Origin of the sequence: Paenibacillus sp. P36 (genome assembly GCF_045866505.1) — a bacterium.
GTDB classification, from domain to species: Bacteria; Bacillota; Bacilli; order Paenibacillales; family NBRC-103111; genus Paenibacillus_E; species Paenibacillus_E chondroitinus.
Genome location: NZ_AP038372.1, coordinates 2,612,925 through 2,639,155, shown reverse-complemented (window position 1 = coordinate 2,639,155; position 26,231 = coordinate 2,612,925). Strand labels below are relative to the sequence as shown.

The following is a 26,231-nucleotide window of genomic DNA, read 5'->3' as shown; positions in this document are numbered from 1 at the left end:
CCTCCAGATTTTAGTTTTACGAACTTTTATTGCTCGGGAAATATTTCAAGTGTTCACAGTTGCTCAATGACGATCGAATTCCTCCTATTCAATCGTCTTTCCCTGTATAACACCATTCCGATAATAAGTAACGATAGCGCTACAAGCGAGCTTGGTATGAAGAATATTTTCGGCGTTATCCCCTGAATGAACAGAGGCAAGAAATATCCGATTAAAGAAGCTGTTTGCGAGATGAACACGTATAGGCTTGCCCCAAATCCTGTTCGGCTTAAAAACATCCGCTGCACATACCCCATGGCAACTCCGTACAGAATCGAAACAAAAAACGAATACAATGGCTGGACGGCAAAGAAAACAGGAAGCGAGGTACTGCTCGTATACGTCAAATAAGTGGCGAGTGCGAAACAACCGCCGAGTAAAATAATCTTCTTGCTACCGTACCGTGCCGCCAAGTAACCGCCCAGTGTCATGAAAAACAGCTCGAATACCGCCTGTGCGCTCCATATATAGGACATAATCTCCGGCTTACCGAACAACTTTAATACGACAAGCTGTAAATATAAGCCTCGAATGGCATCAGCACAAGCGAGCATAAGCAGTGCAATCAGCATAACAATGGAGAACGGTTCTCCCTTCACAGCTTGCTTTACTCCCGGTTCACCCGTTGTCTCTTTGTACACCAGCAAGAGAACGACCAAACTTACATAGCCTGCCAAATTCCCCCACAGTACGCCTTTAAACGTTGCAATTAGGAAGATGTTTGCTCCCAGCAGCAGCCCCGTAAAAAAACCAATACTATACGTGGCCCGAAGCCATATTTGAGCCATCTCCACAATCTCACCGGCACTGCGGGCAAAATGATTTCTAGCCATGCCAAACAGCTGCCCCATAATTAATCCAGACGGTGCAACGGTTATCGTCATGCCGATGAGCGCACTCCGAAAATCTGATGCATTCATGTAGATAAACAATCCAATGATGCAAAGAATGGCCGCTATTACCGGGAGCTTCTTCTTGTTCTTCAGCCGGTCACTGATCCATCCAACGGTAATCGTAATGGTCATATTGCAGAACAAGGCTACCGCGAAAACAGCAACGATCTGATCTTTCGAAAGCCCTACACTCTCGTTAAGATACACAGCGTTCATAGGCGCTAACATACCGGTTCCTATGCCGTAGAGAAATAACATAGTAAGCAGCGTTCTCGCTCCGGGAATCGAAACAAACTTGCGAACATCACGAATGATTTGCATGTTTACCTCATCATTTATTCTTTATTATCAATTATAAATAGTCATTCCTGTTATGAGAAGGAGTAAATATTTTTATACTAAGTTACCTAGAGTTAAGTGAAGCTGAAGCGGCAAATAAAAAAACAGATACATTCCAATTAATGGAAATACCTGTTTTTAAAAGAAGGCCGATTTGGGGTTTGAGCGTTTATACTTGTAATTCAAACTGCTTGGCATACAGATGGGCATAAACGCCATTTCGTGCCAGTAAAACTTCGTGTGTACCCTGTTCCATAATACCGCCCTCTGTCAATACGATAATGCGTTCGGCATTACGGATCGTGGAAAGTCGATGGGCAATGACAATCGCGGTTCGCCCTTTTGCTAATAACTCCAGTGATTCCTGGACCAGGCTCTCACTTTCGTTATCAAGCGCGCTTGTTGCCTCATCTAAAATAAGAACGGGCGGGTTCTTTAAAAATACGCGAGCGATGCTTAGTCTTTGTTTTTGACCACCTGACAATTTAACTCCTCGCTGCCCGATCTCGGTATGGTAACCGTTCGATAAATCCATGATAAAGTCATGAGCATTCGCGCGTTTCGCGGCCTCGATAATTGCGGCTTCGTCCGCATCCGGGTTTCCGTAGCGGATATTGTCCATAACCGTGCCCGCGAAAAGGAAGATATCTTGCTGTACAACCCCGATATGATTTCTTAATGACCTCAGTTCGAGGTCTCGGACATTAATGCCATCTAATAATACATCCCCATGGGTTACTTCATAAAAACGGGGGATCAGGGAACATAATGTCGTTTTCCCTCCACCGGACGGTCCTACTAACGCCACATACTCTCCAGGTTGCACGCGAAGCGACACATTATCCAATACAGGGTTCAAGTGGGCTTCATACCGGAAGGAAACTTCCCTAAACTCAATGTCTCCATGTACCTCTGGAAGAATCAAGGCATTCGGTTTGTTGGCAATCGTCGGCTTCACATTCATGATTTCCATAAATCGCTGGAAGCCCGTTACTCCTTCTTGCAGCTGAGAGCTCATATGCGTTAGCCGTTGTATGGGTTCAATCATAAAGCTGATATATAGCAAGAAAGTGATCAAATCCGCTATATGGAGCGTCTCGCGGACGATACTGGCACTCCCAAAGATAATCACCGTAATGGTAATCAGCTGGATGATCGACTCCACAGCGTTGTAGAAATACGCTTCCGCTTTGTATGTTCTCTTTCTGCTATCGAGAAAATGATTATTGGTCCGCTCAAACTTTTCGATTTCGACATGCTCGTTAGCGAACGACTGGACGACACGGATGCCCGAAAGACTATCCTCTACCTGAGCGTTTACGTCCCCGATTCGTTCCTTGTTATTTCTAAGGGCATGATTCAACTTCTTATTGAAATACAATGAAAAAGCACCTAAAAACGGAAAGAAACAGAACACGGCTATCGTTAAGTTGGCGTTAATGGAAAATAAAATGAAAAATGCTCCAATAAAGCGCACAAGGTATTTCACATAGTCTTCTGGACCGTGATGGTAGAGTTCGGAAAGCAGCAGCAGGTCATTCGTTATCCGAGACATGAGCCGCCCCGTCTTTTCCTTATCATAAAAACCAAAGGAAAGCGTCTGCATATGTGCAAACAGCTCGCTGCGCAAATCTCTTTCCATGCGTGCGCCAACTTCATGACCTTTGTAATCTACAAAGTAATTCCCGATATTTTGGATCGCGACTAAAACAAGCATCAACCCGCCAATTTTATACACGCTGCTTAATGCTGAGGACAGGTCCCCCTTCAAAACGTCTTTCGTTATATGCTGAACGAGCAGCGGAAACAGCAATGTCACAGCAGAAACGATGAAGGAACAAGCCAATACACTAAGAAACAAGGGTAGATAGGGTTTGTAATAAGAAAAAAACTTTTTCACTGGAAAACGCATGGTTTTACCCCTTTTTCGTGTTATTTAACTAACACATCAAAGGGTGTACACCGCTAACATTTTAAGCAAGGGGTCCACCCTTTGATGTTGGTACGGTGATATAAATCGTTAAGTTTTCCATGTAAAATGCCTCCTCTATTCATTGATGCTTTGATTATAAGCGATATCTATCCGGAATAGACCCGTATAATTTAGTTATATACATTTATTACTAATTGCAAAGTCTACGGCGTATTCCGCATGGATTTTCGTTGTATCGAATACAGGAACCTTGCAGTCCGATTGAGATATTAACAGAGTGATTTCCGTGCAACCAAGGATGACCGCTTCCGCTCCATCTTGGACAAGACGATCGATTATCGCCAAGTAGGACTGTTTCGAATTTTCATTCATAATTCCGAGACAAAGCTCCTCGTAGATAATATCATGTACAATCTTCCTGTCTGCTTCATCTGGAACGATGACGTTAAGTCCAAACTTTTCAGTAAGTCTACCCTTATAAAAAGCTTGTTCCATCGTAAAAGCAGTTCCTAGTAAAGCGACTGTTTTTATGCCACATTTGACAATTTCCCTTGCCGTTGCGTCAGCAATATGCAGTAAGGGGATGGATACCGATTCTTCTACTTCTTTTGCCATCTTGTGCATCGTATTCGTGCATATGACGATGAAATCTGCACCGCCTGCTTCGAGCTTTTGAGCTGATTCCATCATGATGTTTGTGGCTTCATCCCATTTCCCTTCATGTTGCAGCGTCTTGATTTCGTGAAAATCCACCGAATACATTAAACTTTTTGCGGAATGATGCCCACCTAGCTTTTCCTTTACGCCTTGATTGATAATTTGGTAATAAAGCAAGGATGATTCCCAACTCATTCCACCTATCAGTCCTATCGTTTTCATAGCTAACACCTCATCTCATAGTTTGGTCTCTTTGGATAAACCCTCAAAATATTCAACAACAACCTCATGAAAATCCAGAGCTGCTGGTGATATGTAACGACTCTTGTGCCATAATAATGCGATTTTCCGCACCACTTCGTGTGTCTCTACTTGCAAATATTTGATTTGTGCTCGATCATTTCTAGCCGTGCTTGGTATGAAAGCTATGCCAATTTCGGCTTCCACCAGATTGACCAGCCTTGCCGGTTCATCCCCTTCGTACACATAATGAGGGGTAAATCCAACCGATTTGCACACGGGGTCCATTAAATCGCGTGTACCGTAGCCAACTTTTAGCCCGACAAACCATTCATCCTTCAGCTCGCTCAAAGATACGCTGCTTCGATCCGCCAACCGATGACCCAACGGAACGGCAACAAGGATGGGGTCGATGAAGACGACTTGACATTCGATCTCATCCCTTTCAACAGGAGGCGAGGACAAGCAATAATCCACCTCACCTCGCTCTAGAAGCATAATCATTTCTTGTGTAGTCAGCATTTGGACATGAAATTGAATATTCGGCCGCTTTTTTCGATATTTCCGAAGAATGTCGGGTAATACGCTTGCGCTGGTTACTCCTAATTCAAGTGCGCCATGATCGGGGCTGGACAAATCGCTAAGCTCCTGCTTCCCCTGTTCCAATTCGAACAAAGCCCTTTCTGCACGCCGAAGAAATGTTCTTCCGAACTCGTTCAATTGCAACTTCCTGCCGATTCGATCGAATAGCAAGACGCCTAGATCCTCCTCCAGGCGTTGAATCGTTTTGCTCAATGACGATTGTGTGACGTGCAGTTTCCGAGCAGCTTCGGTCACATGCTCCGAACGAGCGACCGCGAGAAAATAATGCAGTTGAAGAAGTTCCATTCCGTACACCCCTTTCATTCCTTCTAATCAATGAGATTATAGCATGAAATGCATTGGAATAAATAACAGATTTCAATTACGATGAGTATAGGAATTTCAAAGAAAGGATTGAGCATCATGAATCGTAAATTTGTTGTTTATCTTGTTGCGTTTGCTGCATTTCTTGGACCGTTCACGCAAACCATTTACACCCCGGTGTTACCCGAGGTTGCCAGCCAGCTCCACTCCACCTCATTCGTCGTCAACTTGACGATTTCCGTGTTTACCTTATTTCTTGCCATGATGCAGGTGATTTATGGTCCGCTCACGGACTTAAAGGGGCGCCGTAAAGTCATGCTTTTCGGAATAACGCTATATGTTATCGCTTCGGTTGGCTGTTTCTTCTCTGAAACGATAACACTGCTGCTAATCTTCCGAGCGCTGCAAGCGATTGGTATCGCTGCCGGATCTGTCGTGGCCGTTACGGTCATCAGCGATTTATTCGAAGGCAGAGAACGCGGCCAAGCGATGGGAACCTTTCAAATGCTGGTTTCGTTAGGCCCTGTGCTTGGGCCGGTCATCGGCGGCTTCCTTAGCGGGCTGTTCAATTTTCATTCCGTATTTCTAGCACTTGCGGCAACGGGTATGCTTGTGTTGGTTTTCAACTACCTTTATTTGAAGGAAACGAAGCCAGACAACATCGAAGGCGGGCGCTTTCAATTGCGGGATTTTGCAGGCATTCTTCAGAATCGGATCGGATCGTCCATTATCTATCTTGGGTTCATTCAATATTACGCGTTTTATTATTTCCTGGTCTTCTTGCCGAATATTTTAACCGAGCGTTACGGCTTGTCAGCTGAGCAAAAAGGGCTTGTCTTTCTGCCGATGTCGCTTGGCATCGTGGTTGGCAGTTATTTGGGCGGGAAAATTCAAACAAGGATTGAAGGGGAAAAACTTCTCGTTCTGACAACTTATCTAAATGCAATTTCGATCCTGTTTTTCCTGATCTTCTACGCAATTTCTTTACCATGGCTGTTGGTTGGCATTATTCTATTCGGCTTATTTCTCGGACTCTCGCTTCCGGTGCAAACCACGCTGCTGACTGGAGCGTTCACGAAAAACCGTGCGACCGCTGTCGGAGCATACAACCTTTTCCGATATATGGGAATGGCTCTCAGCCCGATCGTTGGCAGCCTATTTTACCGTATCGGCGGCTATTACTTGTTGTACGGTTTTATCGTGGTAGCCTTTCTGGCCTATGCCTTTCTGTTATCGCTACGTCTCCTTGGCGCACAAGTAACGAGTAGTCCGTCCCTTGAAAAAGGATGAGTTCGTTTCATTCCATCTTCTTCTTATCATCTTCAACCTTCGTTTCTAATACAAATCCCGCCCGATGGAGTGACTCCGATCGGGCGGGATTTGTTATACCTTTTAGTGCTAACCTTTTGCATCGATGAGCTTTGTGGTTAGTATTTGGCACACATAGTACAGCCGCCTACTTTGCGTAGCTGGCTGTTTTTTTACGTTTTTAATGCAATACCATGTTCATCACTTATGGAATAGCGGCTCAATAAACACGTGAAAGAGCTTGTTTTTAATCTCTTCAGGTGAATAACCGCGATGCTGTCTTTGGAAAATATAAACATCAGGACGCAATATCGCCATGATGGCATCCGCCGTAAAAACAGCATCGAGAGCGAGGTTCTCAGTAATCTTCGCGACTTCGTTCAATAATTGGACGATAACGGAATGAATGGATTCGTAATGCTCTGAATAGAAAGGGACGTTTTGCTGCTCATCACCGCCACTGTTCGCCTGGATGGCTGCAAGAACGGGAGAATGCGTCTCAAGCGACTCCAAATGATACAAAAGTACGGTTTCCAAACGATCTTTAACCGGGCTGGAAGTATGGTCCCCTAAAAATGATTGGATCCGATCGTAGTTCTGGATGCAGCTTTCGCCGATGAGATCCCAGCACAATTCCCCTTTGTTGTTATAGCTTCGGTAAAGTGTGCCTTGACCGACTCCAGCTTCTCGGGCGATCTGACGCATGCTGACATGCTCGACTCCATATTCGGCGAATAAAGCAGCTGCCTTTTCTAAAATGACTTGTCTGCGTATTTCCGCATCTTTGCGAAGGTTTTTCTCCAACATTAGATTTCCCCCGTTTTTTAATATTATCCATTTGACAACCGGACCGTGATCCGGTTATATTGTTTAACAAGCGGACCACAGTCCACTAACGAGCTCGAATAACTCTTATTAGAACATATCTTATCCATCTTGTACAGGTGGGTCAATATCGTTAGGGAATAGAGTCCGAGGTTCGCGATTGCCAATTAGATTTGAGGAGGAACTACAATGTCCAATCATCAACAGCAAGCCAATCATAAGAAAATCGGTGTAGGTATTATCGGAGCAAGTCCGTCCAACCCAGGGTGGGCTGTCGCAGCGCACATCCCGGCGGTTCAAGCTTTGCCGGACTTCCAACTGGTTGCGGTGAGCACGAGCAACCGCGAATCCGCAGATGCGGCTGCCGAAGCGTTCGGAGTTCCTGGATTCGATAATTACCAGGATTTGATTCAGCATCCTGACGTAGACCTTGTCGTGATTGCTATTAATGTGCAATACCATTACGATATCGCTCGAGCTGCTATTGAAGCAGGCAAAATGGTATACAGCGAATGGCCGCTTGGCATGTCCACGGAACAAGCGCAAGACTTGGTGAGCCGTGCTAAGGAGGCTGGCGTTCGGACGTTTATTGGCTTGCAGGCGCGTTACTCTCCGGCAATCCAACACGCCCGCGATTTGATTACTCAAGGCTATATCGGCAACGTACTCGCAACTACATTATCTGGTACAGCCTTGATCTGGGAACCCGTTACGATCCAAAAATTCGCTTATACGTACGACGTGAACGCCGGCGCGACCATGTTGGCGTCCGCAGGACTTCACGCCATCGACGGGCTGAATTACGTGCTCGGCGATTACGATAACGTGTCCGCGAAGCTTGAAGTTCGTCACCCTGAAGTTCAAATCGCGGATAATGGGACGACACTAAAAGTGACGGCTCCGGATCACATGGCCATAATAGGCACGCTTGAAAGTGGCGTGTTAGCGACCACCTTATACCGCAGTGGAACTTCGCGGGACTTCGACTTGCGTTGGGAGATCATCGGCACGGACGGCGAGCTTGTCATCACCGCCGATTTCAACGGAAATATGCAGAATACCGAGCTGAAATTGAGGGGCGGCAAAGGCGAAGACAAGACGCTCGGCGAGATCGTCATTCCAAGCCAATACACCGAAGATATCAAATCGATTCCCGAAGGGCCGGCAAGATCAAGTAACATCGGGAAATTTTACGCGAGCTTGGCTAAAGATCTTCGCGAAGGCACGAATGAAACGCCGGACTTCGCTCATGCTCTCAAACGCCACCGATTATATGACACGATCATGACGGCTTCCCGTACCGGCGTCGAGCAAAAAGTAAATGAAACGAACTCTACATTTCATTAAAACATAACGAGTAATGCCTTATTTCTTAATTAATGAAAAATACGCCATCTCTGGGGCGCAGACGAAAGAAATATTCGTCGAGGCGCTAGAGAAAGCTTGGACGGAGGAGCATCCCGTCGTTCAATTTCGTTCCGCAGCTGGGGATACGGAAGAGCTCGCCTGCTTAGACGGTTCATGCGCAGTGGAGCACCAAGAATTAAATAAACGAAAAGAGGAGAGTTAATTACGTGGGTGATCGGATTTCTAAAGCGAATATGTTGTTATTGATTTTAGTTTGCCTTGCACAATTTTTGGAAGTCATGAATTCCTCCACGGTGACCGTGGCGTTACCGGCGATCCAATCGGCGCTGCATATGAATACAAATAATTTACAGTGGATCGTCACGTCATATGTCCTCACCTTCGCTTGTTTTCTGCTTATCGGCGGACGTGCAAGCGACTTGATCGGGAGGAAACGCGTGTTAACGCTCGGTTTAGCGATTTTCGCGGCTGCTTCGCTCGCCGGCGGATTCGCGATGAATCCGGTTTGGCTCATTGCAAGCAGGGCGATTCAAGGGATCGGCGCGGCGCTGTCCATTCCCGCGGCCATGTCGTTGATTAGTACGTCGATTCCAGAAGGCGCGCAACGGAATAAAGCTTTTGCCATTTTCGGCGCATTAGGTTCTGGCGGTTTCGCTGCGGGATCAATCGTTGGCGGGTTGCTGACAGACTCGCTCGGTTGGCGATCCTTGTTTTTCTTGAATGTCCCGCTCGGGATTGCGATCATAATCGGGTTAGTGTTTGTTAAAGAACGGCCGATGGAGCAAAAGAACAAGCAATCCATTGATTTGCCCGGCGCAATTGCCGTGCTGTTAGGCATATTCATTATTGTATACGGGTTATCCATGCCTGATGTCGATGGCAGTTGGTCAACCACGAAAATCGTAACCTTAATCGTCGGAGCGCTTATTCTGGTCGGATTCGTTTTCATCGAGAAATACGCCAAAAACCCGCTCATGCCACTCCGATTGTTCCGCATCAGTTCGCTAGTATCATCGAATATTATCGGATTCTTAATGTATTCCTTCATGACCGCATTTATTTATTTCTCAACGCTGTATTTCCATGCGCTTGGCTATTCTTCTTTAATAACGGGCTTGGCTTTTCTACCGCTCGGTTTATCGTCCGTTCTAGCTACGCAAATCACGCCTTACTTCATGCGTATATTCGGAGCGAAAATGTTGTTGATTATTTCGCAGCTCGTTAATGCACTCGGCTTGTTCTGGTTAAGCACCATGTCCATGGACAGTGTCTATGCTGCATTTATTTTACCAGTCTTCATTCTATTAGGTCTCTCGACAGCAGCCGGATTTACGGCTATCATCGTAGGTTCCGTAAGGGATGTGCGACTTGAGGAGCATGGTGTAGCAGGCGGTATCGTAAATACGTTCTTGCAACTAGGAGGCAGCCTCGGATTGTCTATTCTGGCTACGGTCGCGAGCTCGGTGACCGCTTCGGCCACCGATGCATCGTCCAACGAAGCGATGCTTTCGGGATTTCAAACAGCATTAGTCGTTGGCGGCTGCTTCGCATTATTCGCTCTGCTCCTCGCCTTACTCAGCTTGAGAAAGAAAAAGGCAGCATTGCTGCAAGCTTAAAAATTGTTAACCACATCAAGGAGGAAGCGACATGAATACGAGCGCGACAAAAAAAGAAATGCTGGAAGCCTATCATTTTAGACATGCAACGAAAGCATTTGACCCAACCCAAAAAATATCCGAAGACGATTTCCAATTTATCCTTGAAACAGGGAGATTATCGCCTAGCTCCAACGGTCTTGAGGCGTGGAAATTTCTAGTCGTTCAAAATCCGGAACTTAGGGAAGAGCTTCGGCCGTTCGCTTACGGCGCGTACAATCAACTGCCAACCGCGAGTCACATGGTCGTTATTCTTGCTCGTAAAGGACTTATCCCGGAATCCCCTTATATTTATGAACAGCTGACAAAAGTTAAAAAATATCCTGCTGAAATGGTGCGAAACAACGTGGGAGCATGGCACGATTTCTTCGATTCGTTCCATCTCGATAACGAACAAGCGAGAACAGCTTGGGCTTCTAAGCAAACTTATATCGCTCTAGGGAATATGATGACTTCCGCGGCGATGATCGGAATCGATTCTTGTCCGATCGAAGGCTTCGTACCTGATAGAGTCAACGAAATTTTAGCAAAACGAGGTTTGCTAGGAGACGACGATTATGAAGTAAGCGTTATGGTCACTTTCGGTTATCGGGCAAAAGAACCGCGTGATAAAACAAGAAGAACGATGGAGCAAGTATCCGAATGGATTCTGTAACGTCCGTAAAATCAAAATGTTTCAAACAAGTTTGATTTTGCATAAAAAGCCAGCAAACTCAAAAGTTTGCTGGCTTTCGTTATGCTACAACAACGATGCAATTTTAGTATCAATTTCAGAAGGCAACACCGTTGATTCGAATCTTGCTATGACTTGCCCTTCACGATCAATTAAAAACTTAGAGAAGTTCCATTTGATCCCGTCGCCCATATAGATGTCCGGATATTTTTCACGCAGAAACTCGTCCATCCATTGGCCGTCCTTGGTCCGCGTATCAAACCCTTTAAAAGGTGCTTGCTGTGTCAGATATTGAAATAATGGGTGGGTAGATGGACCTCTTACATCCGTTTTCTCAAACATTGGGAATGTGATCCCGAAGTTATTCTCGCAAAATACCTGTACGTCCGAATTGCTGGATGGCTCTTTCTCGTTAAATTGGTTACATGGAAATGCTAGTATTTCAAAACCTTGTTCTTGCCGAGATTCATAAAGATTTTGTAAATCAGCGAATTGACGCGAAAAACTACATTTACTTGCGGTGTTGACAATGAGAAGAACTTTCCCTCTGTAGTCTGACAGATTGACTTGTTTTCCGTTAATCAGGTTTGCTTGAAAGTGATAAATTGACATGGTAATGTTGGTCCTCCTCTTGTTCTGGTAATTATTGATATACTTATCATATTGTCAAAGTACCTATTGGTCTAATATATTAAATCGATTATCTTTATAGTTAATTCCAATAAACCTTCCATGCTTCGCACTCAGCTATAAATAAAAAAATCCGCGGCTTCCGCGGATTTGATGCTAGTTACTACCATAACTGAGCAATAAGCTGCAATTTTTTAATAATATTACGAGACAACTTGTAAGAGCTATAGAAAGGTCTGTTCACGAAGCGTTTAGTCTTCCAAGCGAGATAGTTCTGTTCTTTTAAAAAATGCCCATCAACCGCGATCATCCACTTGTTATCCTTCATTTGGAGATGATCAATATGATGCATGCCATCCTTCCGCCAGCTTCCCTGTTGGCCCGACCCCGTCAGCAAACCAGGCTCAACGGCCTCTTCTGCATATTCTGTCTCACTCAGCTTCGTGATTCGAACAGCTCTAACCATCTTCCCATACGATGGAACTCCATCTTGTGTAAACCGATAAATCTCCCCATCCTGACAAACCACTTTTCCCGCTGGTCGAGAGATATGTAAGTCATTTTTAATAATAGGATTACAGGGATGTTCCACCCATTCTCCGTCCATTCGGTCAGCATAAAACAAATAAAGATTCCTTCCATCTTTACTGCCAACGAACATCCACCACTTCTGGTCATGATAGAAAAGGGTCGGGTCCACAAATGGGCCAGATAGCAGCTGTTTTTTTCTCTCCCAGTTATATGGGAATTGCATAGATTTATATAAAAATACGCCACCTTCTTCCGACGACTCCGGTAACATATAATAGTCATTCTCATATGTAAATACATTTGGATATGATAGGTGAAAACTCTCTTTAAGGACAACTCGGTCATACTGCCATTTTTCCCCGTCTGTACTGACAGCAACCGCAATTTCACCGCGTTCGGAATGTTTATTCAACACCTCAAAAAACACATAATAGTTCGAACCATCCGAAACTACGAAAGGATCCGCTACAAACTCTGCCTCAACATCGGTGACATCCGTGTACTGAAGAGTAGGGTAGGTCAAATCAAGTGCATTAGCTCTTTTTGGAAAAATCGTATCACTTTTTATGATCTTGATCGACCATACGGCAAGCTCAATTTTTTTGTTAAGATTCAACAAAATGCCTCCTCAGAAGAACGGTTATTCTAAATTATAAAGTTCTCCCGAGAATTTTTCAACTATTGATGAATTTAATTTTATTTTTTCTTCTAAAGTTGAATTTCGTGACACAACTGAAAAAGGAAAGCATTTTCTCCTTATTTCCGAAAAAATGAACGAAGCCAATCCGCCAGCAAATCTCCCTTCTTATAATAGATTTCATCCTTTACTTTATTGTTGATGGCACTCCATATTTCAAGTTCAGTTTCACTTAAGTTATGAACCTCATTTTGATCATCATCAACAAATTGGGCGAAGTAGTCCAATGGAATTCCGTAGAACTTTGAAATGTTGGCCATGATTTCGAACGAGGCCGATTTTCTTTGCCCTTTTTCAAGCAGACTCATATATTGTAAAGTTATTCCTGCCGCAGAAGCTGCTTCTTCCAAGGTTAATCCTTTCTTTTTACGCAAACGTCTTAGTTCTTCACCCAGTCGCTGACTCATTTGTATCCTCCTGTCGATAGAATTCTTTTTAAATTAAATACATAGTACCAGCTTATGACTGCTTCTAAAATCGTGACCCAAATTTCCTCAAGAAAGAGGGGAGATTTTTTATATTTTCTTAACTCGCAATGGATCCATTCATGCACCAGCGTATCCAGTTGCTCCGGATAATCCAGTTTATGATCAATCACAATGATACGTTTGTTAGGATAATAGACTCCCTTTATGGAGCCCAAATCCATTAATAGAACCTGCAGCTGAAGTCTTGTACCAATGAGAGATATGAGGTTCCTGACATGTGATTCATTCACCTGCATCCTTCTCGAATGACAGACTTTAACAACAATTAAATACGCCAAAAAAGATGACATGACGACCGGGTAATTAAAATAATTGAATACAGCCAAATAAGGAAAAATGACACCGATTTCAAACCACGTCGGTATGAACGTTGAAACGACTGGCGAGGTGGTCAGCTTACCCGACTCAAAAAAAGAGAAAAAGTAAGCGAGTACCCAGTTTACCACAAAAAGCAGAAATAAAGTTCCAAGGCGGCTGATGTACGAGTGGGAGGTCCAATTGTAAAAAGAATTGCCCAAGACAATGGTAATCAAGCTGATGGACAGAGACGGCAGCAGATCATACCAGAAGCTAACCCTTCTTTTCAACCAAATGATTACCGCATCCGGAACAAGATAGAAGAAACTATACAAAATTGAATGTTTTGCAAAAATAATGAGTCCAATCACGATGATAAAATAAGGCAGCCAAATCTTATTGAAAAGATGCATATACATCCGTTCGATTATGGCTATTGATATAAGGAATAAGACTAGCAGCCAATTGAATTTTGCCGGGAAGGTGATGCATTCAGAAACTATCACTAGCGCAATCGCAGGAAATATTAATAAGTATGATTTTGGCCCTAGAAATTTTGTCTTATTCATGCATACCCCTTTGTATGAGTTCTTCTCATCATTTTAACGGAAGCGAATTGCCGCCATAGTTACAAGCCCGATTAACAGAGCGACCGGTATCCAGATGGAAGCAAACAGCGCGTGTGGTTCCAAAAGAGCGGTAATTACCGCTCCCAGGCAATAAATCGCTACCGCCCAAGTGCGCAACCATGCGTCTGCAGTAAAACGATTAACTCGGCGAAAATGAGCAATCGTATCCTCAATGACATTCGCCAGATTATTGGTCAAAACGGTCGTCGAAATCCCAGCCACTTTCAAATGTCTGGCGACGGTCGTTTGCATGCCCATCCCCATGCTTAATAATAGAATCATTATATATAAGTTCATGTCGCTGTTTCCTGCATAGGAGAGCAAAGCCGCAATCAAAAGCAGAAGAGCTTCGCTGCCTAACGCAGCCGTTACTCCTCTAGACCAAATCTGCTCTTCCCGACCTCGCTTCACGATCACAGTTGCGAGGGCGATACCGGCAACAAAACCAATAAAAGCAAGAATGGATCGAAGCACAGCTAGCGGCTGCGCTTGCCCGATAGCGATTCCGATTAGCACAAGATTACCTGTCATATTAGCTGTGAAGACATGTCCCAACCCCAAATAGCCGATCACATCAACGATGCCCGATATCAGGCAAAGCACCAGGACTGATCCGTTAAGGTATGTACGTGTTGGCAAAACTCATCAATCCTCCCATCAATTAATATGGCTAGGATCAGTTAAATCATGCTTGAAGTAACGGCAGCCGAATTTCTACTAAAGTTCCTTCATTCATTTTACTTGAATAGGTAATATCACCTTCATGCTGCTTAATAATCTTCTTGCAAATCATTAAACCAAGCCCAGTCCCCTTCTCCTTTAAACTGTAAAAAGGCTCCCCTAATTTCGGCAATAGCTCCTCCGGAATCCCGCAACCGTGATCTTGAATGGCAATCACACCATGACGCTCCCCGTCTTTGCGCAAACAAATTTGAATCTCTCCGCCATAAGGCATCGACTCCATTGCATTCTTGATGATATTAAGAAGCATCTGTTTTAACTGATTTTTTTCTCCGGTGATCGGGAAGTGTGTCGCTTCATAACTTAATTGGAATTCAATATTTTTCAGGAGTGCTTCGGGGGATAAAATCTCAGTTGTGTATTCCACCAGCTCACGCAGGTCAGTAACTGTAAGTTGAGTCAATTGAGGTTTAGCTAATGAAAGAAATTCGCTTGTAATGGCTTCAATCCGTTCGAGTTCAGATAACAGCAATTCATTGTGTTTTCTCGAATAATTGCCTTCTTTGTACACTTGCAGGAATCCCTTTATTGTCGTTAAAGGATTTCGAATTTCATGCGCAATCCCTGCCGCGAGCTCTCCTACAATCGAAAGCTTTTCTGACTGCAATAGAACTTCTTCCGCTTTTTTGCGGTCGGAGATATCGCGGCTGATGACGATGACATATTTACTACCTTTGACAGGCTGGCAGCGGGATTCAAACTCTTTCCAATGTCCTTCTTTATGTTTAAGGCGAACTTCCAGTGAATAGCCTTCCTGCCCCCCAATCATCGTCGAAATCGTTTGATGAAAGATTTCCAAGTCCTTCGGGTGCACCAACATGCACAATAGATTCCCTATTAATTCGTGGCGTTCATACCCTAAGACAAGCTCGTGGGAAGGAGAAAAATAACTCACCGTATGATTTTGATCCATAACCATGATTAAGTCAGAAGTATGATTAGCGATCAGCTTATACTTCGATTCGCTTTTTTCCAGCGTCGCTTCCATGTATTTATTTTGCTTATTAATTCTTAAAAGCCGATCATTCGATTCGATCAGCAAGCCGCCCAAAATAACGCCTAACATGACAAACAGCACATATTGCAAATGAAATAACGGCTCGGTCAATAAGATATGAAACGACAGGATCGTTACCAAATATCCCGCAACATAAGCCATAAAAAGTGAGCCGATTTTTTTGGATTGTGAGCTTTGAGACATGACTTTATGTACAACACACAAAATCATCATATTGATCATCCAGCCTATGATTGCCGGAGCCCAATTTCCACCGGAAACAAGTCTGGTAAGCAGTGAGAATAACCCGGTTATCACCCCAGGGATCGGCCCAAAATAAGCAAAAACAAGAATAACGGGTGCGTATCTAATATCGTAGGCATACCCTTGCTGCTTGATAGAAAGGATGACGAGAATAACCGAAACAACCCCAGCATAAAGGCTCGCCCACAAACTAAAATACTTAATCGGCTTTTGGTGAATAAACGAGCGGATGACCAATGGTGTACTGACAAGCAGTGAAAATATAGCAATATTGACTATAAAGTCAAATAGAATCATAACTCCCTCACTTCTGTTAAAATTCTTAAACTTGTTAGCGCATACTTCATATATTAAACCAACTCTGCAGCTTCTACCAGCAAAATAACAAGTTATGAGAATCATGCGTTTTAACATGAAAAAGCCCATGAGCAGTTCATGCTCATGGGCTTTTTTGTGTAAAGTTTATTAATGATTTGGTACCACGTATACACTGCCATCAGACAATGTTTGTACGGTGCCGGAGGCTGATTCAATTTCACGAAGTGCCCAATGCTCCTGCGGTACATCCGGCCAGCTCGATGACTTCACATCGGCGGTCGGCCGCTTAAACAATCGGTTCAAAATCGTTACTGCTTCCGCACGATTCAATTGCTTTTCCGGCAGGAAGGTGCCATCGGAATAACCCTGCAAAATGCCCGCTTGCGAAGCTTTCTTAATGGCTTCTAAAGCCCAATGCTCTTGCGTATCGCTGTATCCCGCATAGGAGCTGCTTCCAGCATCTCCCGCAGGAAGCAGCCTTGCAGCAATGCTGGCCATTTCCCCGCGGGTAATCGCGTCATCTGGGCGGAAGCCGGTGTCATCGCCAAGCATCACACCTGCGCGCTGCATATTGGCAATGGCTTCTGCCGCCCAATGTTCTTTGGCAACGTCCGGATAACCGCTAGGTTGTGCCGATGCCGAATCATTGTTGGACTTCCCAGCGCCAATACGATTCAAAACCATCGCCAATTCCGCACGCGTAATGGCTTGTGAAGGACGGAATGTGCCGTCCGGGTAACCGGATAAATAAGGTTTCAGTGCATTCGCTCCATTTTTCTGAATAATGGTAAATGTACTGAACTTACTGATCTCAATAGCAATACCGACTGGTTTGCCATCCGCATCATAACGGATTTCTCCGTGCGTTAGCACTTTTTCGCCGTCGCTATGTTCAATGTACACAGCCAGCTCATCCAAAATTTGTTTGGCCGCTGCTGCGTTATCCGGCAGGCTGAGGTTATTCAGCGGGAATACAACTTCCGTTTTGTATCCTGAATAGTTTGTCTCAATCTTGACCGGTTGACCGATAATGGAGACAGATCGATCTCCTGCATCTTTGAGCACAAGCTCAGCAGCTTGCACGCGTTTTGTTACTTCACTGCGCTCAGCTTCAACACGGACTGGAACAATTCGGAAGTAAGCATCTTTTCTGTCTTTACTCATTTGCTTCAGAGACTCCGCTGATACTGTGATCTGCCCGTCAGGCAGTACCAGTTGCAGCGCCATGCCGCCACCTGCAAGCAAGTTAACCGTTTCTGCATTTAAGCTGACAATCCGCTCATCCGCAGGATTTTCTGGCAAGTCCGTTACATAAATGCGAGCAACCTGGTCATTATTCTGTGCTGCTTTTTCCAAAATCCTACGTGCATCCACGGCATCCAACTTCACCGTATCCAGCACTTTGCCATCTGACGATTGGGTCCGTACGATGTTGGTTTGGAAAGTCCAACCTCCGGAGCTTCCAGCAACCGTCGTTTGGCGCGTGTCAGGACCAGAACTTGATTCCTCGATACGTTTGACGTCGATGGAATAAGTCTGTGAAGACTTAAGGTCCGCTGACTCCACATTTACGATAATGGTATTGCTGCCAATTGCTAGAGCAGGTTCAAAGGTGCCGCCGCCTTTTTGTTTTACATGCTGCACCGTTACCGTTGCCTCTGGATCATTGGTAATCGCCTTAATTGTTGCGTTAGCACTTTCGGTTGTTGAAATCGTTCCGTATTTAAGCTTGTATGGTGTAAAAGCACCGTCCAAGATCGTACCTGCCTGCAAACTCGCCAGTAATGGCGGCTGCCCAGGCACTGTCTGCTTACGCAATACAGAAATGTTATAGGTGAGCGTCGTCCCATCTTGAGCTTTGACCTCAATGGCATAGGTTTGTGCATCCTTCGTAAATGGAAGGGGCAAGACCGCTCCGCTCATTACCTTTTGACCATCGATATGAATTTCTGCATCCGACTGTTCGGGAACTGGCAGAAGCTTAAACTCGACTGTTGTGTAAGGCACTAGTACCTCATAATTTTTCACTGCCGGGTTAAAATCAGCTAACAAATCAGCTCCGTCTGTAGCAAGCCCCAAGCTTTGCAACAGCGCATTACCGCTTGGTTCCCGCCATACGGCAACTTGGTAGCTTCGTGTTTCCGCACCGTCCGGAGAGGTAACCTCCACAGGAACTTGATTCTCGCCAACTTGCAGCTGAATCGCTTGGGATGCTTGCCCGCTCTGAACGGATTGTCCTTTTACCTTAATGCTGGAACCTGCTTTCATAGCGCCAGGTGTCAAGGTTACCGTGTCCACGGTGTTATCCACATAAACGGCATAACTTTCTTCCGCCCCTGTGAAGGCTTGCGCTGGAAGCACATCGCTTTTTTGCGAAGCCGTGGCATTCGTAAGCTTCAATGTAGCCAATAATGCTTCATTGGAACCTGTTCCATCCAGACTTAGCGTATAGAACTTGTCTCCTGCACTATCGGAATGCACTTTGATGGATACCGATTTCCCTGTAACAGGCACCGCGATATCGACATAACCGCTCTCAGAAACTGTCTTGCCGTCGATCGTCACGACAGAAGCAGCAGCCATCGGAACTGCATAAACACGAACGTTGTCCGAATAAGCTAAAGCTTGATAAGCGGTTGTACCGAATTGATACGGAGCGCGCATCTGTGCGTTGCCTGTTGTCAGTGCTGCAAGATCACTAGGGGTTGCCGGAATTGCTTCAGCTACACCGCGAATGACTTCAAAGCCATACTCCGTTTTGTTGCCAACCCGGTCCGTAGCCGTCATCGTGAACTGCACTCGATCGGTCGATGTTCCCCACTCCAATGGTGCGAAATAGTCGAATTTCCCTTTGTCATCCAGCGGTACTTGAATACCGTTGACAACAAGCTTAGCTCCCGCGTCAGTTTGGCCGGTGATATAAACTCTGCTGGTATCTGTAACGATACCATTCAACGAAATCGGCTTGCCCTGCGCGTCATTGCCTCCGGAAGCGATCAACATCGGTCCGGTGCGGTCAATGAAAATCTTGCGGTATGCCGTACTGCGATCGCCGCGCTCATTCACGGCTTCAACCAATACGTTATATTCCCGCTCTTTCAATACAGCCGTTTGAAGCAAATCTTGCAGAACAAACGTGGAAGTTCCACCTGCTGCTACTTGCTCGATGCTGCCAAGCTGCTGTCCGTTCACAAACAAAGTAATAGCTGCAGCTTGATTAGCCGTCACCTTCAAAGAGGCTTGTTCAGCTGCTGTAAGCAACAACGTCTCTTCATTTCCGTCATATGACGTATACGTTTGTTCAATGACGGGTTGTGCGCCAGCGTCAAGCGACACTGCTAACGTTGACGGTTGCGGAACTGGCAAATCCGTCGTCACACTCGCAGATGTTGGGCTGAGCACAACACGCCCTTGCTCATTGCCAATAGCCGAGACGGCTATCTGGTACGTTGCTCCAGCCGTTAATCCAGTTATTACGGCGTTCTGCTCACTTCCCGCTTCAGGTGTTATATCCATCACCGGAACTGCCGCTTTGCCGTTCGTACTGTCACTAACCCAGATACGATAAGCAGTCACGTTACCTGCAATAGAAGCAAAGTGCAAGGATATTTCTCCATTTCCTGTAGAAAGCACCTTAGGTTGCTCAGGTGTGCTCAGTGAAATAGGCGCAGTCACCTCAACAGTTGCATCTGCAATAACATGGATTGGTGCTTTATCTGCACTTTCCCCTACTACAGAAAGATAGTAAGTTCCAGGCAGCATGGAAGTCGGAAGATCAATAGCTTTACTGCCGGAAGATGGCAGACCGCTTTGAATAACTTCCCCAACCCATTGATCGGCGCTGTCCGTTAACATCATCGTTACTTGTGCATCAGATGATGCATTCTCCATAGACCACGCAACTTGAACACGATTTTCCACACCAGCTACAGTCTTCACGGAAGCCTTAATCTCTGGCTGAGGGATTAGTTTCTGTATTTGCAAATCCACTTTTTTCGCGTTTTGAATCATCCATTTGCCAGCTGGCGCATTAAGGAGTGTCACGTAAAGCGTATCCTTGCCGTCATTCACTGGATTTGGTGTTGAGACCTTCGTCTGTTCAAGCGGATCTCCGCCTGGGCTTGCACTTGATACTCGGTCTGACGCCGGCTGTAAATAAGCGTTGCCAGCAGGAGCATCAAAGTTCAGCGTGTACGGTGAACCGTCAGGTCCTGTAATCACGGTGTTGGCATTTCCGCCGCTGACCGTCAACATATAATCGCCTTTTTCGGCGATATCAAAATATTTGCTAAATCGGCCTTCCATCGTCAGTGGTTTAATCGACTTAAACTTCCTTGTCGACTTGTAGGCAACAACACTTGTAAAACTATTGCTTACAACTTTCCACTGTCCACTCAAATCAATACCATCCAGCAAAAACGTTTTCTTCTGCTGTGATTCATCATACAGCACATTCAAACCTGGCAAACTCGGGTCAGTTTGAAGTTTGTATAATTCACCATTTGGCGCATACAGCTTTGTCTGCTCATTGGCCCCGTAAATCTCTACAATCGCTTGACCATTATCTGTCTTGGTCATATCAAACACGGTAGGATAAGCTTGATCCTGCACCCACTGCGCAACATCCCCGATTTTCACGTTAGATGGTACTGTGCTTAATACGGCGCTTGGACTTGTGCCTGCGCTGATCATCCATGTTCCGGCCTCGACCGCATCCACTAACGTGTACACATGACCATTGGCGTCGCGCAAAGCATTCCAATTTGGTTCGTTCTGTGTCGTGTTCAGACTGTATGGCCGTCCATCTGGTTTGTAAACAATAACATCGCCTTGAGCCTCACCAACGTTAAGTACGTAACTTCCACGCTCTTTCACTGTAAATGAGGTAACTGAGCGATCCGGTGTTTGCGACCATAACTCAGCCAACTGACTCAAGTTCAGCGCTCCGCTGGCAAATAACAATTCATTCACTTGAATGTGACTATTCGTGTTTGTTGTTAGACTCCATTTGCCTGCAAACAAGGATACACGCATATAGGTCGTTTGGCTGGCGGCATCATAGCTGATTTCTGGACGCAAAGTCTGCTCAAAACCTTGTCCCGATGCAGTCGCTTTTAAAACAGCAGCCCGTTGATCTCCTGTCAAGGCAATAAGTGCCGTGAAAGAACGTTCCACTGCAAAAGAAGCCGTCGACTTCCCGTTTGCAGCATTGGTTTCCGTTGTGATCAAAGGTGTTTGATCCAATGATGTCAGCTGTCCATTCACAATGCGTGCTTTCGCATCGGTATGCACTGGCTCCTCCGGTTGGAATGACAGACTAACCGGTTTTAGATCAAAGACACGCTTAAGCGGATTCGCAGCAGCGATCCTTACCTCATTGCCTTCTTTGGCCTGATTGCCCGAATCTGTATTCCTTAAAAATAATTCTTCCGCAATGTCCAACCATGGTTCTGCAGCGTCCATAAAATCGGAAACGTTGTTCACGAAATCCAGACCTTTTTCCCACCAAGACTTCTTAGGTGGCTCTGCTTCCACTTCGAACAGAATCGTATTGTTATTAAACGTATACTTCAGATTAGCGCCAACGCCGTTATGTTTGAAAGTCCCGTATACACCTGTTTCATTTACACTGAGTGCAACGTTACTCACGGTCGCTCCGCCAATACGCGGAATCCCTTTTGGAACATAAACCGTTCCTTTAATCGCGCCGTTGAATCCTTTTTGGTTAAAAGAGTACGTGCCAATTGCTCCTTTAACGACTTCAAATAGATTGATGTCGCCTTTCGTTGCAAAGCCCGGTGAAGAAAACCCTTTGATTCCAGCCGTGGCCGGATTCACTACCGTTTGCATGTTCATGTTCTTCACTGGCAGCCAATAGTAATATTCCGTTCCGCTGCCGTTAAAACCGTAGGTCGTTAGATCCGTATCAATGGAATCGGTACCGATCAGATTGAACTTGTAATTCGCCTGAGGATGCTTCATTTCAGGAACAATGACATCGTTCACAGATCCGGTAACAGCGAATTTTTGAGGAATCTGAGACATCTCAGCAAGTTTGTCCACGCTACCGAACAGATAATTGACTTGAAGGCCTGTCGACGCCAGCTTCACTTTCTGATACATGCCGAAGTTTACGCTATCCAAACGTCCTTGTTTGGTTCTCATATTCAAATCGAAGCTTAACTTCGTATCTGGTAAGCTGCCTGTTCCCTGAACACCCACATAAGGAATGCGGCTTTCCACGACGAATTTGGTATCACTTGCTTTGATTGGGCCAACTTGAAAGCTATTTTTCATCGTAAAGGTACCCGACAAATCAAAGCGGTTATTGCGGAATTTCAGGCCATCAAACGGCACAGTTTCCTTAATCTTTTGACTGCCTACCTGCAAGCCGATTTCCAGATCACCAGTTAGGCGCAGGCCTTCTTTTGTGAAAATGAGAGAGCTTGCTTTGACAGGCATGTCCATATTCAAGTAGTCTGTCGCTTCCGAACCGTTCAAGTCGAAAGAGAACTTGTCTGACGTGATGGTAAAAGGCCCATCATGAATTGTGTAAGACAGATTCGAACCGAGTGCTCCACCGCCATTGACATATAAGCGGCCGTTGCCGGTTATTGTGGCTGGGTTAGTTTGTTTGTTCACAACAAGACTGGTGCCTTTGAACATGACCGAGTCGTTGATGATTACCGGTTCGGTTGTGTCATTTAGAACATAGATGCCGAGCTTTTTTTCATCCGGCTCTTCCGTAAAAGACCCTTGCAGACCAAGACTGTTTACTTCGTTGCTAACAGATGTACTAGGTACATCTACTCTCGCGAAATTTCTTGGTTTGTAGAAGTCCAGTGCTGTTATTAGGAGAGCTTCTGGGAATACGTAGTCGCCATAGTAAATATGATTCAGATGTATATCATATTTTCCTGGAGGCAAAGCCCCATCTTTTTCATCCCAGAACAACTCCAATTGACGCTCATTAATAACATTAGTTTTAAGGTTATATTGGATGCCATCCTTGCTTTGCAAGTAGTAATGGATATCTCCTACAGGTTTACGAAATAGATTAGGAATACCTGTACCCACTGCGACCAATCGCTTCTTGTCTTTCACATGTAGAACTGATGGGCCGATCCGGTCGTACTTAAGAACATCTGGTGTTTTTATAGTTTGATCATCATCATTCAAGATGATTGGCACTGCTTCCGTATAGCTCTTACCAATTTCGTTGGCTGCATAGCCGCGAACTTGATATTGTTGCTGCCACTTCAGACCCTTTAATACAACCGTAAAGGAACTTGTTCCTTCTTCCGTAGCTGTGTAAGGTACTTGAATCCACTTCTCTTCTTCTCCTTCTACTACTTTTGGAGGGTATTCTCGGTACTCTACTCCTCGTGCGATAATGTCTTTAGTACCGTCATCATAGACATTCGTGACCACGCTTATTGTGTCATCTGTATGTTTTGGATCAAAATAGATCATTTCCATCGGATCCACCGTAAGCTTAACACCAGGAGCTGTCGGCGGTGTATAGCCATACAGCCAGGTTTCGTTCATATTGCCTGCTGGCACAGAATCAACTACTGAGCCGAAAACTTTATCCATGATACTAATTTGATCGCGACTTCCACCAAACATGACGAAGTTTTTGCCGTCAAACGCCATGCTGGCATAACTTAGCGGGAAAGGCACCTGATTGGGAAGCCCTTGAACTTCATATACCTTTCCATCCTTATCCATGTTACTTTTATACATGGTTCCAGTAGAAAATTTTAATGGAGCCGTTTCCCACGCACTTCTATTCCACCCGTAGGCCATGCTCCCCCTCGTTGGAGGATATGTGCTCGATGGCAGCTTTAATTTTTTAACCAATTCGTTATCATAAGTATGGACATAGTCGCGTTCTCCGCCAAAAAAGACAACGCGGCGCCCATCATAGGCCATCGCCTGCCCCCAACGCCCATAAGCCTCAGGACCATTCGTCGAACTCCAGGACTTTGCCTCACCGTCCCACTTCCACAATAATGGAGAGCTGTCATCGTGCGTGACCGTTTTCGTTACTTTCGTACCATCACTCGTATACTCTTTCGTAATTGTTCCTGCATTTCCACCGTAAAGAACTGCCGTTTGGCCGTCAAAAGCCATCTGCCCGCCATAGGCAGCAGGCGGCTTCTGAGCAGGATTAGCTTCCGTCCAGCCCGTCCCATCCCACAGCCAAGTATCGTCTTGCAGAATCTTAGAACTTCCGCTGCCCGAATATCCTCCGAACAGAATCAACTGTTTGCCATCGAAGGCAAGTTGAGCGCCTCCGCGAGCTGTCGGGGAGTCAGGAAGCCCTGTAACTTGCTCCCATGTCGCGTTCATACCATCCCAAAGCCAAGTATCACCCAGCAATACGCCGGACTGACCCTCGCCTCCGAATAGAAGAACTTTTCCAGTGGCTGGATCATAAGCCATGGCTGCACCTTTACGTTTTGGAGGAGAGCTCGCAAGGTTTAGTTGTTCCTGCCAAGTTTTTTCTTTGCCATCCCATATCCAAGTCTCATCGAAGAACTTGTTATTATCCTGGCCTCCGAACATGACCACATTCTCAGCCATTTCGTCAAAGACCATGGATGCACCTTGTCTAGCATCAGGCGCAAGATTCGTTGTTACTCTACTCCATGTATAATCCGTAATTTTTGTTGCTGGACCGTATGTATTCTGCAACACAGTGTTGGTTCCGTTAGCCACTCCTGCTGCTTGAGCTACACTCAACCCGCCGTGTAAGAGCGGTATATACTGTAGTAGCAATGCAGCAATTAATAGCTTGGCCCATCCGGCTTTCCGACGTCTATTCAACGTTTATTCCCCTTTTCTAAGTTTTCATCAACATCCTACATAATGTAGTTCCAAACCACCCCTACTTAGTACCTATTAAATGTAGAATTTTGTCGATGTGTATAAAGTTTATATCGGCATTTTCTCATAAAATGTTTAGAAAAGTATTAGAATTATAATAGTTTTTGTCGAAATAACGAAAAAGGTTTATTGGGACTTTAGATAAATTATCCTATTCTTTCACTACCAAAGTCATAGGTCCAATAATAATATCGTTTCACTTTAACGTGTTTTAGAGCCTTTAGACCCATAAAAGTGTTAACTTACCAAAAAAAACAAAAAAAAAAAAAAAAAATAGGTTGACCAGTAACAACTGGCAACCTATTTTTCTCTTTCGTTCTTTTGTTTGATTTTTTCACTAGTATGTTTGCTTCTGCATCTGCTTCTTCTTCGTCATATTCCGTTACGCAAAGCGCTTTGTCCAAAGTATTGCCCTATTTTAGTACAACCCCATATATACTTCCTTTGGTCCTCGAAGCGCCGACTCAGAAGTTGATTCTTCGATGCTTCGTGCAGCAATCTGCTTGACAGCTCCGCGTCAGCAAGATTGGGTGAATTCCGACTCTCAATGAACGATTTATGTAGTTTCTTGTGGGCAAGCTTCGCCCATTCCATGTGAGATCCATCATTTTTTCAGTATGCTCGACTTATGAAATCGACAGCACTACTAAATTCCCCCGGTTGCTCCGTCTTTATTCAGTGCTTAGGCTCCGCATTGTTCTTAGAGCCTGCCTCATTTCGGTTAGATGATTATCTAAGTATCGTATCATTTTAACACTTTTGTCAAGTATTTAATCGTTAATCTGAAAACATTTTTGCTCTTGACGATTATCACTTTCAATGCGATAGTTATACATGCGTCTAACTGATAGCGAGGAGGTTATTCTTTTGTCACGATTCTAGCTTGATCCCAAGAGAAACTCATCCACATT

Annotated in this window: 17 protein-coding genes; 5 read left to right on the top strand and 12 right to left on the bottom strand. The window is 44.9% G+C overall.

All coding sequences use genetic code 11. The features are described from left to right. Window positions 1–53: 53 nt before the first annotated feature. From ACKTT9_RS11960 to ACKTT9_RS11945, 4 genes are all read right to left on the bottom strand, one after another. Complete coding sequence (locus ACKTT9_RS11960) at window positions 54–1,253, bottom strand: MFS transporter (protein ID WP_407871735.1); 1,200 nt, start codon at window positions 1,251–1,253, stop codon at window positions 54–56. 187 nt (window positions 1,254–1,440) lie between these two features. After that, window positions 1,441–3,183, bottom strand: coding sequence for an ABC transporter ATP-binding protein (locus ACKTT9_RS11955; RefSeq protein ID WP_407871734.1), 1,743 nt, complete (start codon window positions 3,181–3,183; stop codon window positions 1,441–1,443). A 195-nt stretch (window positions 3,184–3,378) separates the two neighbouring features. Beyond that, window positions 3,379–4,083 carry an aspartate/glutamate racemase family protein gene (locus ACKTT9_RS11950; protein WP_407871733.1) on the bottom strand — a complete coding sequence of 235 codons (705 nt, stop codon included), beginning with the start codon at window positions 4,081–4,083 and terminating at the stop codon, window positions 3,379–3,381. 15 nt (window positions 4,084–4,098) lie between these two features. Continuing rightward, entirely contained in the window at window positions 4,099–4,989 is an 891-nt protein-coding gene (locus tag ACKTT9_RS11945) for a LysR family transcriptional regulator (protein WP_407871732.1), read from the bottom strand. A 117-nt stretch (window positions 4,990–5,106) separates the two neighbouring features. On the opposite strand from ACKTT9_RS11945, the gene ACKTT9_RS11940 reads away from it, so the two are divergent. Further along, complete coding sequence (locus ACKTT9_RS11940) at window positions 5,107–6,297, top strand: MFS transporter (RefSeq protein WP_407871731.1); 1,191 nt, start codon at window positions 5,107–5,109, stop codon at window positions 6,295–6,297. A gap of 219 nt (window positions 6,298–6,516) precedes the next feature. Here ACKTT9_RS11940 and ACKTT9_RS11935 read toward each other — a convergent pair whose 3' ends face one another. After that, complete coding sequence (locus ACKTT9_RS11935; protein WP_407871730.1) at window positions 6,517–7,122, bottom strand: TetR/AcrR family transcriptional regulator; 606 nt, start codon at window positions 7,120–7,122, stop codon at window positions 6,517–6,519. Between the two features lie 207 nt (window positions 7,123–7,329). On the opposite strand from ACKTT9_RS11935, the gene ACKTT9_RS11930 reads away from it, so the two are divergent. From ACKTT9_RS11930 to ACKTT9_RS11915, 4 genes are read left to right on the top strand one after another with little or no spacing between them, the layout of a single operon-like run. Further along, window positions 7,330–8,487 (top strand): Gfo/Idh/MocA family protein, encoded by a 1,158-nt coding sequence (locus ACKTT9_RS11930; protein ID WP_407871729.1) that lies wholly within the window; start codon window positions 7,330–7,332, stop codon window positions 8,485–8,487. A 13-nt stretch (window positions 8,488–8,500) separates the two neighbouring features. Beyond that, the gene (locus ACKTT9_RS11925) at window positions 8,501–8,710 is read left to right on the top strand and encodes a hypothetical protein (RefSeq protein WP_407871728.1); all 210 of its coding nucleotides are present in this window, start codon (window positions 8,501–8,503) and stop codon (window positions 8,708–8,710) included. Window positions 8,711–8,714: 4 nt separating this feature from the next. Continuing rightward, a complete protein-coding gene (locus ACKTT9_RS11920) occupies window positions 8,715–10,124 on the top strand; it encodes an MFS transporter (protein WP_407871727.1) in 1,410 nt (469 codons plus the stop codon). 31 nt (window positions 10,125–10,155) lie between these two features. After that, window positions 10,156–10,818: an NAD(P)H-dependent oxidoreductase gene (locus tag ACKTT9_RS11915; RefSeq protein ID WP_407871726.1), complete on the top strand. Its 663-nt coding sequence runs from the start codon at window positions 10,156–10,158 to the stop codon at window positions 10,816–10,818. An 84-nt stretch (window positions 10,819–10,902) separates the two neighbouring features. Here ACKTT9_RS11915 and ACKTT9_RS11910 read toward each other — a convergent pair whose 3' ends face one another. From ACKTT9_RS11910 to ACKTT9_RS11880, 7 genes are all read right to left on the bottom strand, one after another. Next, window positions 10,903–11,448 carry a glutathione peroxidase gene (locus tag ACKTT9_RS11910; protein WP_407871725.1) on the bottom strand — a complete coding sequence of 182 codons (546 nt, stop codon included), beginning with the start codon at window positions 11,446–11,448 and terminating at the stop codon, window positions 10,903–10,905. A gap of 181 nt (window positions 11,449–11,629) precedes the next feature. Next, window positions 11,630–12,613: a family 43 glycosylhydrolase gene (locus tag ACKTT9_RS11905; RefSeq protein ID WP_407871724.1), complete on the bottom strand. Its 984-nt coding sequence runs from the start codon at window positions 12,611–12,613 to the stop codon at window positions 11,630–11,632. Window positions 12,614–12,753: 140 nt separating this feature from the next. Next, complete coding sequence (locus ACKTT9_RS11900; protein WP_407871723.1) at window positions 12,754–13,101, bottom strand: helix-turn-helix domain-containing protein; 348 nt, start codon at window positions 13,099–13,101, stop codon at window positions 12,754–12,756. Continuing rightward, window positions 13,098–14,048 carry a hypothetical protein gene (locus ACKTT9_RS11895; protein ID WP_407871722.1) on the bottom strand — a complete coding sequence of 317 codons (951 nt, stop codon included), beginning with the start codon at window positions 14,046–14,048 and terminating at the stop codon, window positions 13,098–13,100. Before ACKTT9_RS11895 ends, ACKTT9_RS11900 begins: the two co-directional genes overlap by 4 nt. Before the next feature lie 33 nt (window positions 14,049–14,081). Next, window positions 14,082–14,747: a YoaK family protein gene (locus tag ACKTT9_RS11890; protein ID WP_407871721.1), complete on the bottom strand. Its 666-nt coding sequence runs from the start codon at window positions 14,745–14,747 to the stop codon at window positions 14,082–14,084. Between the two features lie 46 nt (window positions 14,748–14,793). Continuing rightward, on the bottom strand, window positions 14,794–16,407 hold the full coding sequence (locus ACKTT9_RS11885; protein ID WP_407871720.1) for an ATP-binding protein: 1,614 nt from the start codon (window positions 16,405–16,407) through the stop codon (window positions 14,794–14,796). 168 nt (window positions 16,408–16,575) lie between these two features. Further along, window positions 16,576–25,260 carry a cadherin-like beta sandwich domain-containing protein gene (locus tag ACKTT9_RS11880; protein ID WP_407871719.1) on the bottom strand — a complete coding sequence of 2,895 codons (8,685 nt, stop codon included), beginning with the start codon at window positions 25,258–25,260 and terminating at the stop codon, window positions 16,576–16,578. Window positions 25,261–26,231 lie beyond the last annotated feature (971 nt).